This is a genomic window from Pseudoduganella sp. R-43 (assembly GCF_049913255.1).
Taxonomy (GTDB): domain Bacteria; phylum Pseudomonadota; class Gammaproteobacteria; order Burkholderiales; family Burkholderiaceae_D; genus Rugamonas.
In genome coordinates this window covers 6,711,882-6,724,956 of the sequence record NZ_CP183988.1, presented here as the reverse complement: position 1 = coordinate 6,724,956, position 13,075 = coordinate 6,711,882, and the positions used below count along the sequence as shown (strand labels likewise).

Annotated in this window: 13 protein-coding genes and 1 riboswitch; all 13 genes read right to left on the bottom strand. The window is 67.4% G+C overall.

Annotated features, from left to right (window positions below; all coding sequences use genetic code 11):
- Positions 1–80: 80 nt before the first annotated feature.
- A complete protein-coding gene (locus ACN9M3_RS30745) occupies positions 81–1,523 on the bottom strand; it encodes a cobyric acid synthase (RefSeq protein WP_426319663.1) in 1,443 nt (480 codons plus the stop codon).
- Positions 1,520–2,398 carry a cobalamin-binding protein gene (locus ACN9M3_RS30740; protein ID WP_426166170.1) on the bottom strand — a complete coding sequence of 293 codons (879 nt, stop codon included), beginning with the start codon at positions 2,396–2,398 and terminating at the stop codon, positions 1,520–1,522. Before ACN9M3_RS30740 ends, ACN9M3_RS30745 begins: the two co-directional genes overlap by 4 nt.
- Positions 2,395–3,375, bottom strand: coding sequence for a threonine-phosphate decarboxylase CobD (gene cobD, locus ACN9M3_RS30735; RefSeq protein WP_426319661.1), 981 nt, complete (start codon positions 3,373–3,375; stop codon positions 2,395–2,397). Before cobD ends, ACN9M3_RS30740 begins: the two co-directional genes overlap by 4 nt.
- Positions 3,368–4,345 carry a CobD/CbiB family cobalamin biosynthesis protein gene (locus ACN9M3_RS30730; RefSeq protein WP_426323883.1) on the bottom strand — a complete coding sequence of 326 codons (978 nt, stop codon included), beginning with the start codon at positions 4,343–4,345 and terminating at the stop codon, positions 3,368–3,370. Before ACN9M3_RS30730 ends, cobD begins: the two co-directional genes overlap by 8 nt.
- Before the next feature lie 2 nt (positions 4,346–4,347).
- Positions 4,348–4,899 (bottom strand): bifunctional adenosylcobinamide kinase/adenosylcobinamide-phosphate guanylyltransferase, encoded by a 552-nt coding sequence (gene cobU / locus ACN9M3_RS30725; RefSeq protein ID WP_426166165.1) that lies wholly within the window; start codon positions 4,897–4,899, stop codon positions 4,348–4,350.
- Positions 4,896–6,200 carry a cobyrinate a,c-diamide synthase gene (locus ACN9M3_RS30720; protein WP_426319659.1) on the bottom strand — a complete coding sequence of 435 codons (1,305 nt, stop codon included), beginning with the start codon at positions 6,198–6,200 and terminating at the stop codon, positions 4,896–4,898. Before ACN9M3_RS30720 ends, cobU begins: the two co-directional genes overlap by 4 nt.
- A complete protein-coding gene (cobO, locus tag ACN9M3_RS30715; RefSeq protein ID WP_426166161.1) occupies positions 6,194–6,796 on the bottom strand; it encodes a cob(I)yrinic acid a,c-diamide adenosyltransferase in 603 nt (200 codons plus the stop codon). The genes ACN9M3_RS30720 and cobO overlap by 7 nt, the downstream gene beginning before the upstream one ends.
- Positions 6,793–7,563 (bottom strand): ABC transporter ATP-binding protein, encoded by a 771-nt coding sequence (locus tag ACN9M3_RS30710; protein WP_426166158.1) that lies wholly within the window; start codon positions 7,561–7,563, stop codon positions 6,793–6,795. Before ACN9M3_RS30710 ends, cobO begins: the two co-directional genes overlap by 4 nt.
- A 1-nt stretch (position 7,564) precedes the next feature.
- A complete protein-coding gene (locus ACN9M3_RS30705) occupies positions 7,565–8,587 on the bottom strand; it encodes a FecCD family ABC transporter permease (RefSeq protein ID WP_426319656.1) in 1,023 nt (340 codons plus the stop codon).
- Positions 8,588–8,606: 19 nt separating this feature from the next.
- Complete coding sequence (locus ACN9M3_RS30700; RefSeq protein WP_426319655.1) at positions 8,607–10,445, bottom strand: TonB-dependent receptor domain-containing protein; 1,839 nt, start codon at positions 10,443–10,445, stop codon at positions 8,607–8,609.
- Positions 10,446–10,514: 69 nt separating this feature from the next.
- Positions 10,515–10,735, bottom strand: a riboswitch (cobalamin riboswitch).
- Positions 10,730–11,269, bottom strand: coding sequence for a histidine phosphatase family protein (locus ACN9M3_RS30695; protein ID WP_426319653.1), 540 nt, complete (start codon positions 11,267–11,269; stop codon positions 10,730–10,732). (Overlaps the previous riboswitch by 6 nt.)
- Positions 11,260–12,027 (bottom strand): adenosylcobinamide-GDP ribazoletransferase, encoded by a 768-nt coding sequence (locus ACN9M3_RS30690; protein WP_426319651.1) that lies wholly within the window; start codon positions 12,025–12,027, stop codon positions 11,260–11,262. Before ACN9M3_RS30690 ends, ACN9M3_RS30695 begins: the two co-directional genes overlap by 10 nt.
- A gap of 6 nt (positions 12,028–12,033) precedes the next feature.
- Positions 12,034–13,068 carry a nicotinate-nucleotide--dimethylbenzimidazole phosphoribosyltransferase gene (cobT, locus tag ACN9M3_RS30685; RefSeq protein WP_426319649.1) on the bottom strand — a complete coding sequence of 345 codons (1,035 nt, stop codon included), beginning with the start codon at positions 13,066–13,068 and terminating at the stop codon, positions 12,034–12,036.
- Positions 13,069–13,075 lie beyond the last annotated feature (7 nt).

The window sequence follows — 13,075 nt, the reverse complement described above, 5'->3', positions numbered from 1 at the left end:
TGCGGGCCTTGACTTGAAATCCGGTTACTCAACAGGACGATGTTAGCCAATCTTGCAAGTGTTTGCAAATAAAGCAATTCCTACGCCGTCTTGAGCAGCGCTTCCAGCAGCGGTTCGCAGGCGGCAGCCAGCCGATCCAGGCTAGCTTCGCGCAAGGCGTTGGTATCGACGGTGTGTTGCGTTGCCAGGCCGGCCCAGTGCAGCAAGGCGCGGCCGGCTTGCGGGTGGTCGAACAGCCCGTGCAGGTAGGTGCCGAGCACCTGGGCGTCGGACGAGACGGCGCCTTCCGGCCGGCCGTCGATAAAGAAGGCTGGTTGCGCCATTGCGGGGCCGTGCGACACGCCCATGTGGATCTCGTAGCCGCTGACCGGCGCAGCGTTGAAGGCGCATTGGCCGGAGACTTGCGCCAGGCGTTTGTGGCGCGTGAGCTCCGTTCGCATGTCCAGCAAGCCCAGGCCGGTCTCGCTGCCGGCCCGGCCTTCCACGCCGTGCGGATCGTCCACCTGGGTGCCCAGCATCTGGAAGCCGCCGCAAATGCCGATCACCTTGCCGCCATAGCGCAGGTGGCGTGCGATCGCCTGCGGCCAGCCGCCTTCCTTCAGCGCGGCCAGGTCGTCGCGCGTGTTCTTGCTTCCCGGGAGGATGAGCAGGTCGGCAGGCGGGATTGCTTCGCCCTTGCGTACAAAGCGCAGGTCGACGCCGGGGTGGGCGCGCAGCGCATCGAAGTCGGTATGGTTGCTCATGCGCGGCAGGCTTGGCACCACCACGCGGAAGGCGCCGCGCTCGGCCTGCACGGCCTGCACCGCGTCTTCGGCATCCAGGTACAGGCCATGCAGGTAGGGCAGCACTGCCAGCACCGGCTTGCCGGTTTGTTGTTCCAGCCAGTCCAGGCCGGGCTCCAGCAGCTTGATGTCGCCGCGGAAGCGGTTGATGACGAAGCCGATGATGCGACGGCGTTCGCTCTCCGACAGGCAGGACAGGGTGCCCACAATGTGGGCGAACACGCCGCCGCGGTCGATGTCGGCGCACAGGATGACGGGGCAGTCGACGGCTTCCGCGAAGCCCATGTTGGCGATATCGCGGTCGCGCAGGTTGATTTCCGCCGGGCTGCCGGCGCCTTCCACCACCACGGTCTCATACTGTGCCGACAACCGCTGGTGGGATTCCAGGACGGCCGCCATGGCGACGGTCTTGTACTGGTGGTAGTCGCGCGCATTCATGTCGCCGCGCACCTTGCCGTGGATGATGACCTGGGCGCCGATATCGCTGCTTGGCTTGAGCAGCACGGGATTCATGTCGGTGTGCGACGGAATGCCGGCGGCAATCGCCTGCAGCGCCTGGGCGCGTCCGATTTCGCCGCCGTCGACGGTGACGGCGCTATTGAGCGCCATGTTCTGCGGCTTGAAGGGCGCGACGCGCACGCCGCGCTGTTTCAGCAGGCGGCACAGGGCCGCGACAATGGTGCTCTTGCCGGCGTCGGACGTGGTGCCCTGGACCATCAGGGTACGGTAAGGGAAGCTCATTTTGCAGGACGGTGCTTGCGCGCTTCTTCCAGCTTTTCGCACAGCACTGCGGTGCCGGCGATCATGCGCGGACCGGCGCGATTGAGCAGGCTGCCGTCGATCGTGAACAGGTTGTCCTGCCTGGTCGCCTTGAGCGTCTTGTAAGGGCGCCACAGGCCGACCCCGCCATAGTCCTTTTCCGCCGTGGCGAAGACTGCTTCGGGATCGGCTTGCAGCACGGCCTCCACGCTGACTACCGGCGCCGTGACCTTCTGGTCGGCGAAGATGTTCTGGCCGCCGCATGCTTTCAGTGCGTCGCTGACGATGTGTTCGCCGTTCAGTGTGTAGAGCGGCTTGTCCCATACCTGGTAGAAGGTGCGCACCGGCGGACGCGCCGCATATTGCGCGCGCAGGGCAGCCAGCTTCTGGCGCAGTTCCTTCGCTGCCGCGTTGGCGGCGGGCTCGGTGCCAAGCAGCCTGCCCATCTTTTCCAGGTTGTCGGCGATCTGGTCCAGTTTTTTCGGCTCGCTGTGGAACATCGGGATGCCGAGCTGGCGCAACTGGTCGATCTGGCGCTCGGAGGTGCCGTGGCGCCAGACCACCAGCAGGTCCGGCTTCATCGCCAGCAGGCGCTCCATGTCGACCTGGCGATTGTCGCCGACGCGGGGAATCTGCTTGGCGGCTTCGGGATAGTCGCTGTAGCTGACCGCACCCACGATTTTTTCGGCGCCGCCGGCTGCGAATAGCAGTTCCGTGACGTGCGGCGCCAGTGCGACGACGCGCTGCGCCGGCTTTTGCAGGGTGACCGGCTTGCCGTCATCGTCGTTGACGGTGATGGCGGCGTGCGCCTGCAGTTGGGCGGCGCACAGTGCGGAGATCAGCAGGTAACTTTTCATCGGTTCGTCCATTCGTTCAATGCCAGTTCAAGGCGCTGCCAGCCTGCCTCGTCGGGCGGCAGGCCGAGGCGGATGCCGCGCGCCGCTTCGCGGAACAGGCGTACCCAGATGCCGCGGCGCGCCATGTGGTCGTGGAATTCTTCGGCAAGCGGTTCAGGCCACCATTGGAACAGCGAGGTGCCGTTGCTGGCGATGCCGTGGCTGGCCAGCAGCGCGCGCAGCCGGGTGCCGGCAGCGTGCAGCTTTTCCTGCGCGGCGCCCTGCCATGCGCTGTCCTCCAGCGCGGCGCGCGCGACTTGCTGCGCCGGTCCGCTTACTGCCCAGGGGCCGAGCATGTCGGCCAGCGGCGCGAGGATGTCGTCGCGCGCCGCGACGAAGCCGAGGCGCAAGCCTGCCAGGCCGAAGAACTTGCCGACGGAGCGTAGCACGACCAGGCCAGCGGCCTGCGTGGCGTCGGCAAGGCTGTGGGCGCCATCGGTGTCGGCGAAGGCCTCGTCGACGACCAGCCAGCCGCCGCGAGTTGCCAGCGCTTCCGCCCACCGGAGCAGGGTTGCGCGCGGTACGAAGGCGCCGGTAGGGTTGTTCGGGTTGCAGACCACCACAACGTCGGCCGTGGCCACGGCGGCGTCAAGTTCGCTGTAAGGAACTGGGCTGGTGCGGTGGCCATGCTGCGACCAATGATGCAGGTGCTCGGCATAGCTTGGGCTGGCGACCACCACGCGCGATGGCGCGCGCAGGCGGGGCAGGGCCTGGATTGCCGCCTGTGTTCCCGCGACTGCCAGCATGCGCGGTGCGCGGTAGTAGCATTGCGCGGCATGCAGCAGGGCCGGGTCGTGCTCGGGCAGTCGATGCCAGGCGTCGGAGGCCAAGGCTGGCGCTGGATAGCCGCCCGGATTCAGGCCGGTCGACAAGTCCAGCCAGTCGTTGCGGCCGTAGCGTTGCGCTGCTTCGCGCAGCTTGCCGCCGTGTTCAAGCATGATGTACTCCATAGGCGATGGCGAGCATGACGGCAATCCATAGCCCGCTTGCGTTGCGCACCAGGCGCCAGGCGCGCGTAATGTCGGCGGCAGACGCTTCGGCGCCCTCGCCGAGCGGCGGGCGCTGTTCGGCCTGGCCGCCATAGCTTGCTGCCCCGCCCAGTTGCAGGCCGAGTGCGCCGGCTCCAGTGGACATGACCGGCCCCGCGTTGGGACTGCTCCAGGCGGGAGCCTGCTTGCGCCAGCAGGCCAGTGCGCGGCGCGTGCTTCCGGCACCGGGCGCCAGCAGGGCGTAGCTCATGGCGGTCAGGCGGGCCGGCAGATAGTTGAGCGCGTCGTCGATGCGGGCCGCGCTGCGGCCGAACAGGTTGAAACGTTCAGTGCGATAGCCCCACATGGCGTCGAGCGTGTTTGCGAGGCGGAACAGCAGGGCGCCGGGCCCGCCGGCGATGGCGAACCAGAACAGGGTGCCGAAGACGGCGTCATTGCCGTTCTCCAGCGTTGATTCGGTGGCGGCCTTGGCGAGTTCGGAAACGGTGGCCTGTTCGGTGTCGCGGCTGACGATGCGGGCGGTCAGGGCGCGGGCGGCCGGCAGGTCCTTGGATTGCAGGGCCCGGCCGATCGGGAGCATGTGGTCGCGCAGGCTGCGCAGGCCAAGGCAGAAGTACAGCAGGGTGGCGTGCAGGGCCGCCTGTGCTGCGGCGGGCAGCGGCTGTGCGAAGGTCCATGCTGCCAGCATGGTGAGAGGCACTACGGCGAGCGCCCAGGCAAGTGCGCCGAGTGCGAAGCGGGCAACGGGTGCAGCCGGGGCGGCGGCGCTGGAACGGTTCAGGCGCGCTTCGATTGCCTTGGCCAGGCGGCCGAAGCCGACCAGCGGATGCAGGCGCGAGACTTCGCCGAGGATGGCGTCGAGCAGCACGCCAGCCAGCAGTGCGGCAGCGAATGTGGTCCAGTCCAGGCCAGCCAGCAGCATCAGGCGCCTTTCAGCATCAGCGGCAGGCCCGCCGCGACAAAGACGACCCGGTCGCAGACGGCGGCAACCGACTGGTTCAGGCGGCCGGCTTCGTCGGCATAGCTGCGCGAGACGGCGCCCCAGGGCACGATGCCCATGCCGACTTCATTCGACACCAGCACGACCTCGCCGCGCTCGACCGCCAACTCGCCGAGCAGGGCCGCGCGCTGTTCGTGGAAGCACGCCGGAAGCTCGATCGTGCCGACTTCCGGGTATTGCGTGCCGTCGCTGAACATCAGATTGGACAGCCACAACGTCAGGCAATCGACCAGCACCAGGCGGTGCGCCGCCCGCCATTCGGCCAATGCGGCAGCAAGTGCGACCGGCTCTTCGACGGTGCGCCAGTGTTGGGGCCGCTGCGCGCGATGTTGGGCGATACGGGCCGACATTTCGGCATCGCCCGCTGCGGCTGTGGCAATGTAGACCACCTCCTTGCCGGAAGCCGCCGCAAGCTGCTCGGCGTGGACGCTCTTGCCGGAACGGGCGCCGCCAAAGACCAGTGTGCGTGTCATGCAGCGCTCCGCAAGAACAAGGCCGCCACCGCGGCGGGGTTGGACGGGAAATAGCCGTGGAAGTAGGACGCTTGCAGCGAACCCACGCGGTAAACGGCTTCGCCCGCGGCGCCGCTTGGATGCTTTTGCGTCGTCGCGGCGGCGGGCACCGAGGTCTCCAGGCGCGAGTAATGGAAGGTATGGCCGCGCAGCGGGCCCTGCGCGGTAGGCATCGCTTGCGCTCCCAGGCCTGCAAGGCGGGCCTGCATGGCGACCTTGCCGGGCAACAGGCCGGCCATCGGCCAGTCATTGCCTTCCTTGTCCTGCAGCGAGTCCGCGAGCGCCATCATGCCGCCACACTCGGCGACGATGGGCAGGCCGTCGGCATGCGCGGCGCGCAGCGATGCCTGCCAGCGCTGTCCGGTGGAGAGCGCTGGGGCGTGCAGTTCGGGATAGCCGCCAGGCAGGTAAACGGCCGTGGCTTCGCGCGGCACCGGCTCGTCGGCCAGCGGCGAAAAGTAGTCGAGCTGCGCGCCGAGTGCTTCCAGCGTCGACAGGTTGGCCGGGTAGAGGAACATGAAGGCCGCGTCGCGTGCGATGGCAATGCGGGAGCCTTCAAGAGGCCGTCCTGGCGCGCCGTTGCCGGCAGCGGCGTCTGCGCCAGCCGCAATGGACATGATTGGCAAGGCGTCCCAGGCCGCGAGATCGAGCGTCAGCTGGCCAGCCAGCGTGTCGAGCAATGCATCGAGGCCGGCGACTTCGTCCGGCAATACAAGACCCAGATGCCGCTCGGGCAGCGATGCGGCCTGCTTGGGCAGGGTGCCCAGCAGAGGGATGTCGCGCAGGGAGGCTGCGACCATGGCCGCATGTCCAGCGCTGGCGATGCGGTTCGCCACCACGCCAGCCATGGCCACCGGCCCATAATCGCGCAAGCCGTGCACCAACGCCCCGGCCGTTTGCGCCATGGCCCCGGCATCGATCACGGCCAATACCGGCAAGCCGAATTCGCGCGACAGGTCGGCGGCGGAAGGCGTGCCATCGTAAAGGCCCATTACACCTTCGACCAGGATCGCATCGGCCTGCTCCGCCGCCTCGGCCAGCAGGGCGCGGCAGCGTTCAGCGCCTACCATCCACAGGTCGAGCGATTCGACCGGCGAGCCGCAAGCGCGCGCCAGCACCATCGGGTCGATGAAATCCGGTCCGCACTTGAAGACCCGCACGCGGCGCCCGGCGCTTGCCAGCTTGCGCGCCAGCGCTGCCGTGACAGTGGTCTTGCCCTGGCCGGATGCGGCGGCGGCAATCAGGACGGCGCGGGCTACCATTCCGTGCCCGGCTGCGCTGCGATGCCGGCCTTGAACGCGTGCTTGACCACGGTCATTTCAGTGACGGTATCCGCGACGTCGATCAGTTCCTGCGGCGCGGCGCGGCCGGTAACCACCGCATGCTGCATCTCCGGACGATCCAGCAGGTCGGCAATCACGTCGTGCACGTCCAGGTAGCGGTACTTCAGGGCGATGTTCAGTTCATCCAGCACCACCATGCCGTAGGATGGATCGCGCAGGAAGGCGCGCGCCTGCTGCCAGGCCTGCTGCGCCTTTTCAATATCGCGCTCGCGGTTCTGCGTTTCCCAGGTATAGCCTTCGCCCATGGCGTGGAAGCTGCACTCTTCAGGGAAACGGCGCAGGAACTGTTCTTCGCCGGTCGACATGGCGCCCTTGATGAACTGCACCACGCCCACTTTCATGCCGTGCCCCATGGCACGCATCGCCATGCCGAAGCCGCTCGAGCTCTTGCCCTTGCCATTGCCGGTGTTGACGATCAGGACGCCGATGTTCTTGTCGGCTGCCGCGATCTTGGCGTCGATAATGGCCTTCTTGCGCGCCATGCGGTCGCGGTGGCGGTCGTTGATATCGCTCATTGGGGGCTCCCGGGAATGAAGATGGTGCGTTCGCCGTGGCGGACGGTTTCGATTGGATGGTCGAGGTATTCGCTGAGGACAGCGGGCTGCATCACTTCCTCGACCGGGCCCGCCAGCCAGCGCCCGTCGCCCATCAGCAGCAGTGCGTGGGAAGAGACGCTGTGCGCCAGCGTCAGGTCATGGCCAACCATCACCACGGTCTTGCGCTGCTCCCGGCAAAGCCTGGACAGCAGCGACATCACGCTGACCTGGTGCGCAAGGTCCAGCGCGTTGGCCGGTTCGTCGAGCAGCAGCAGCGGCGTATCCTGCGCCAGCATGGCGGCGATGGCCACGCGCTGGCGCTCACCGCCGGACAGCGTGCGCACGTCGCGTGCCGCCAGGTGGTCGACTTCCATTGCGGCCAGGGCGGCAATGGCGGCCTGGTGGTCGTCGCTGTTTTCCCAATACCGGTTGTCGTGGTAGGGATGGCGCGCCGACAGCACGGTTTCGATCACGGAGTACGAGAAGGCATCGCTGCGGGCCTGCGCCAGGAAGGCGCGCTTGAGCGCCAGTTCCTGCAGCGGCCATTCGCCAAGTGCGCGGCGGTCGATACTGACATGGCCGGCTTCCGGCTGGCGCAGTCCGGCCAGGGTGCGCAGCAGGGTGCTCTTGCCGGCGCCGTTGCGGCCGATCACGCTCCAGCATTCGCCGTCGCCGACCTGCCAGTCCAGCCTGTCGACCAGGGTGCGCTTGCCCATGGCAAGGCGTAGTTGATGGGTGCCGATCATCTTATTTCCTCAGCCGGTGCAGTTGGTACAGGAAGACCGGCGTGCCCACCAGCGCAGTGACCACGCCCGCAGGCAGTTGCTGCGGCGCGATGATGGTACGCGCCACAGTATCGGCCAGCACCAGGTAGGCGCCGCCGACCAGCGCGGCGCTTGGCACCAGCAGGCGATGGTCGGGGCCGAAGGCGAACCGGCAAGCGTGCGGCACGATCAGGCCGACGAAGCCGATGCTGCCCGCCGTTGTTACAGCACTGGCGGTCAGCAGGCCGGAACAGAAGAACAGGCCCTTGCGCAGCGCGCTCACGCGGATGCCCAGGGTGGCTGCCGCTTCCGCATGCAGCGCCATCACGTTCAGCGAACGTGCAGCGCGCAGGGCGAACGCCATCCCGCCGGCCAGCACAATCCACGGCAGCCAGCGGATCGGGGAACCGGACAGGTCGCCGATCAGCCAGAAAACCATGGTGCGCAGGCGGCTTTCCGGCGCAATCGACAGCATCAGGGTGACCAGGGCGATGCAGCCCGAAGACAGGATCACCCCGGTCAATAGCAGCAGGGCAGTGCCGCCTTCCGCGGCGGTGCCACCGCGCAGGTCGCGCCGCGCCAGGAAGTACAGCATCATCGATACCACGACCGCGCCGGCGAAGGAGGCGGCATCCACCATCCACGCCGCGCACATGAACAGCAATGCCGCCAGTGCGCCAACCGATGCGCCGGACGAAATGCCCAGCACATAAGGGTCGGCCAGCGGATTGCGCAGCAAGGCCTGCATCATCACGCCGGCCAGCGACAGGGAAGCGCCGGTGACAAACGCCGTCGCCGCGCGTTCGGCGCGCAGGCCTAGCAGGTGGCCAGGCAATGAGGTCGGTTGCCCGCTGATGAACTCCCGCAGCGCGCCAGGCATGTCGCCCAGCGGGATGCTGACCGAACCGATCATGCCGGCAGCAACCAGGCTGGCCAGCGATAACAGCACCAGCAGGATGATGACGGTGACGGCGCGCATGCGCAGGTTGGCGGAAAGTGGATGCATAGCGGGCAGCTTATCTCATTTATTTGTAGCTGAAGCGCAGGCCGGCATACACGGTGGAACCGGCGGTGGCGTAATTGCGCGCCAGTTCATAGTGTTTGCCGGCCACGTTGTTCCAGCGCAGGGTGGCAGTCCAGGAACGGTCGAATTCCCAGGCCGCATACAGGTTCAGCAAGCCGTAGCCGCCCAGGCGGTTGCGGTTGGCCGTATCGTCGAAACGGTAGCCGGAAAGCTGCCACTCGGCGCCGGTACTCAGGCTGCCCGCAGTATATTCCAGCGCTAGGTTGCCGTGGCGCTTGGCGCGGCGCACCAGCAGCTTGCCGCTGATGTCGTCCTGCGGGTTCTGCAGGTCGGCGCTCGCGGACAGCGTGAAATTGCTGCCCAGCTGCTGGCGTGCCGACAGGGAGATGCCTTCCAGCGTGGCCTGGTTGACGTTGTAGGCGCAGCCAAAGCGGAAGCCGGGCAGCGGACAAGGGGCGATGTTCACCAGCAGGTCGGTCAGCTTGTTGCGGTATGCCACGGCGCCCAGCGCTGTGCCGCCCTGTTCGAAGTGGACGCCTATTTCGCGGTTGCGGCCTTCTTCCGGGCGATTGGCCGGCAGGCCGTAGCCGGGGTAGTACAGCTCATTGAACGTCGGCGCGCGGAAGCTGGTGCCGTAGCTGGCGTTGACGCGCAGGCCCGGCGTGATGCGGTAGCCGTAGCCCAGCGAGCCGGTACTCTTCGAACCATACTGCGAGCTGTCGTCGTTGCGGGCGGCGGCGGCCAGCAGGTGGTCGCCGCGCTTCATGTTGTAGCTGGCGGCCCAGGAAGTGGTGCTGCGCTCACGCACCAGGGCGGCGGTGTTGGATTCGATTTCTTCCTTGCGGTGTTCGGCCAGCAGCTGCAGGCTGTCGGTGCCCAGCGCGATATCGTTCTGCCAACTGAACTGGGTCTGCTTGGTATCGATCTGGCTGGCGGTGGCGGCAAAGCTGCCGGACTTGTCGCGCGATTGCGCGGCTTGCGTCGTCATCTGCCAGGCGTCGCTCAGGCGGTTGCGCGAGTAAAGCGCGGCGGTGTCGAGCTTCTGCGTGCTCCAGGCGCGCACCTTGGTGCCGCTATCGTAATCCGCTTCCTGGTCGCTATGCAGGAACTGCACGCCCAGCTCGTGGCCGGGCGCGACCTGCCAGGCCAGTTGGCCGTTGGCGTGCTTGCGGTCGTAGCCGTCGTCATCGCTGTTGTAGCTGGAGCTGGCCGGCAGTGTGGCGGAGAAGCCGCCGGAGCGTTCCTTGCCCGCGCTGAGGGCATAGTTGAAGGCGCCGGCGCTGCCGGCAATGCCTGCGGTGCCGGATCGGGTGCCGTAAGTGCCTGCCAATACGCCGGCATCGATCGCCGGGCTGCCGTGGCCATTCTTCGTGAAGATCTGCACCACGCCGCCGATGGCATCGGCGCCGTACAGGGTGCTCAACGGGCCGTACACGACTTCGATATGGTCGACGGCGGACAGCGGAATGGCATTCCAGGCGGCCGCGCCGCTGCTGGCGGAGCCGATGCGTACGCCGTCGATCAGGACGATGACCTGGTTGCCGTTGGAGCCGCGCAGGAACACGCTGGCATTGGTGCCCGGTCCGCCGTTGCGGCTCACTTCGATGCCGCGCTGGCGCTGCAGCAGTTCGGTGATGGAGCCGGCGCCGCTGCGCGCGATTTCCTCTGGGCCGATGCTGAGCGTGTCGCTGATGATGTCGCGTGCTGCTTGCGGCGTGCGGGTGGCGGTGATCAGCACGGAATTCAGTACGGCAGCCTGGGTTTGTGCTTCGACGGCAGGTGCGGCAACGGCCAGTGCCAGCGACGCGATGGCCGCTTGCCGGGTAAGGGGAAAGGACATGACAACTTTCGTAACGAGCCGCCGGCCCACGTCCCCGTAAGCCGGCATGAACAGGAACGGGCGCAGGGCGCGTTCCCACCTGGTCTGGCCGGTATCCGGGCTGGCAAGTCTGGCGGCCTGGCCTTCCCATGCTTGCGCACAGTGGCCGGGAGGTCGCTGCCGCACATTGAAGGCGGCACTTGCTTACCGTTGCGGGGGCAGCACACGTTGGCTGTCAGGGACAGCGCCGTGTTTCCCGTTTAACTGCATTCGAGAATTCGATTGCGGGCACCAAAACCCCGCCATTATACGGACTTGGCTGGCCAGGACAAGCGAAGGATCCCGCAATACTTGATGTGGTTTGGCCTGGCGGCCGCCTGCTGCAAGGGCTCACCGGCGGCGATGGCCGCCATCAGGCGCATGGTGCCGGCGTGGCAGACGACAATGGCGTCGTGCTGCAACTCATCGAGGAAGGACTGCACGCGGCGCGCCACCTCGCGCACGGTTTCTCCGCCGCCAGGGCGGTAATCGAGCAGGTCGGCGGCCCAGGCATCGACCTCGGCGCGCGCGACGTCGGGCCAGCTGCGCAGCTCCCAGGCGCCGAAATCCATTTCCACCAGGCGCGGGTCGGACGTGAAGGCGCCCAGCAGGGAGGCCAGGGCCGTGCAGCGCCGCAGGGGGCTGGAGTACAGGCGGTAGCCGCGGGCGAGGGCGCTGGCCAGTTGCGGCGCCAGGGCGGCGTGGCCGGCGGCCAGGGCGTCCGCTGCTGCCGGAATGTCGCTGCTGCCGTAGCACAGGCCGGGCGCGACATCGGGCTGCGGATGGCGGACGAGGATCAGTTCCACATGCAAGCCAGTGCCGCGACGTAGAACACGGCTTCGGTCAATTGCTGGACAGCGCCAAGGCAGTCGCCGGTATAGCCGCCCAGGCGTTGCCGGAACTTGCGCGCCAGGCAGAGCGTCGCCAGCAGCATGCCGGCCAGGCCGGCGCCCAATGCAGCCGGCGGCAGCCAGCCCACGACCAGCGCGCCCGCCGCGGGCAGCGCGGCCGTCAGCGTCGCGATGGCGAACTCGCCGCCGCGCATTTCCTGCGCCAGCGGCTTGGCCTTGCCCTCCGCGCGCGCATACTCCATGCGCCAGATCAGCGAACAGGCCATGAGGCGCGACAGCGGATGGGCCGCCAGCAGGGCGCCAAGCACCGCCAGCTTCGGCATGCTGGCCAGCGCCGCCACCTTGGTTGCCAGCATCAGGCCGATGCCGATGGCTCCATACGCGCCGATGCGCGAATCCTTCATGATCTCCAGCACGCGCTCGCGCGTGTGACCGCCGCCCAGGCCATCGCAGCTATCGGCAAAACCGTCCTCGTGGAAGGCTCCGGTGGCATAGATGCCGGCGGCCGTGGAAAGCAGCACGGCAAGCAGCGGCGGCAGCACCAGCGCCGCCGCCGCGTACACTCCGCCCGCAATCGCCGCCACCACCAGTCCCACGGCAGGGAAGTAGCGCGAGGCATGGTGCAGCCAGGCCGGCTCGAAACCGACCCAGCGAGGAATAGGCAGGCGCGTGAAGAATTGCAGTGCGATGAAGAACAGGCGCAACTGCTGCATGGGCGCTTACTCGGACTTCTCGCTGACCTGGGCCGACTCGAAAGTCGCCATCTGGTTCAGGAAGTTGACGGCGGCATGCAGCAGCGGCACGGCCAGCGCGGCGCCTGTGCCTTCGCCCAGGCGCAAACCGAGGTTCAGCAGCGGGCGGCCGCCAAGGAAGTCCAGCATGCGCTTGTGGCCATTCTCGTCGGAGCAATGCGAGAACACGCAGTAATCCAGCACCGCCGGCTGCACGCGCGACGCGACCAGCAGGGCGCTGGTGACGATAAAGCCGTCAACCAGCAGCACCATGCGCCGTTCGGCTGCCTTCAGCATGGCGCCGACCATCATCGCAATTTCCAGGCCGCCGAAAGCAGCCAGCGCCTGCAGCCCGCCCTGCGCATCGGCGTGCAGGGCCATGGCGGCTTCGATCACGTGCTGCTTGTGCAGCACGCCTTCCGGCGCCAGGCCGGTGCCGGCACCAACGCAATCGGCGACCGGAATGCCGGTCAGGCGATGCATCAGCGCGGCGGCGGCGGTGGTATTGCCGATCCCCATTTCGCCGAAGCCCAGCACATTGCCCGGCAGCTCGGCCACCAGGTCCATGCCGCACTCGATCGCCTCCATGCACTGCTGCACCGACATGGCCGGCTGTTGCGCAAAATTGGCGGTGCCTGGGGCGATCTTGCGGTTAACCAGGCCTTCGCGCGTCCCGAAATCATGCTTGACGCCCGCATCCACCACTTTCAGCGCGCAGCCGTTCTGGCGCGCGAAGACATTGATGGCGGCGCCGCCGGCCAGGAAGTTCTCCACCATCTGCCAGGTCACATCCTGCGGGAAGGCGGAAATCCCTTCCGCCACCACCCCATGGTCGCCCGCGAACACCAGGATGGCAGGCTCGCTCAGTTGCGGGCTGGTGGTCTGCTGGATCATGCCGACCTTGTGTGCCAGCGCCTCCAGCGCTCCCAGGCTGCCCAGTGGCTTGGTCTTGTTGTTGATGGCGCTATCCAGCCGGGCCGCGAGCGCTTCGTCTTTGAGTGGGGTGATGTGTGGGATGGTCATCGCGGAA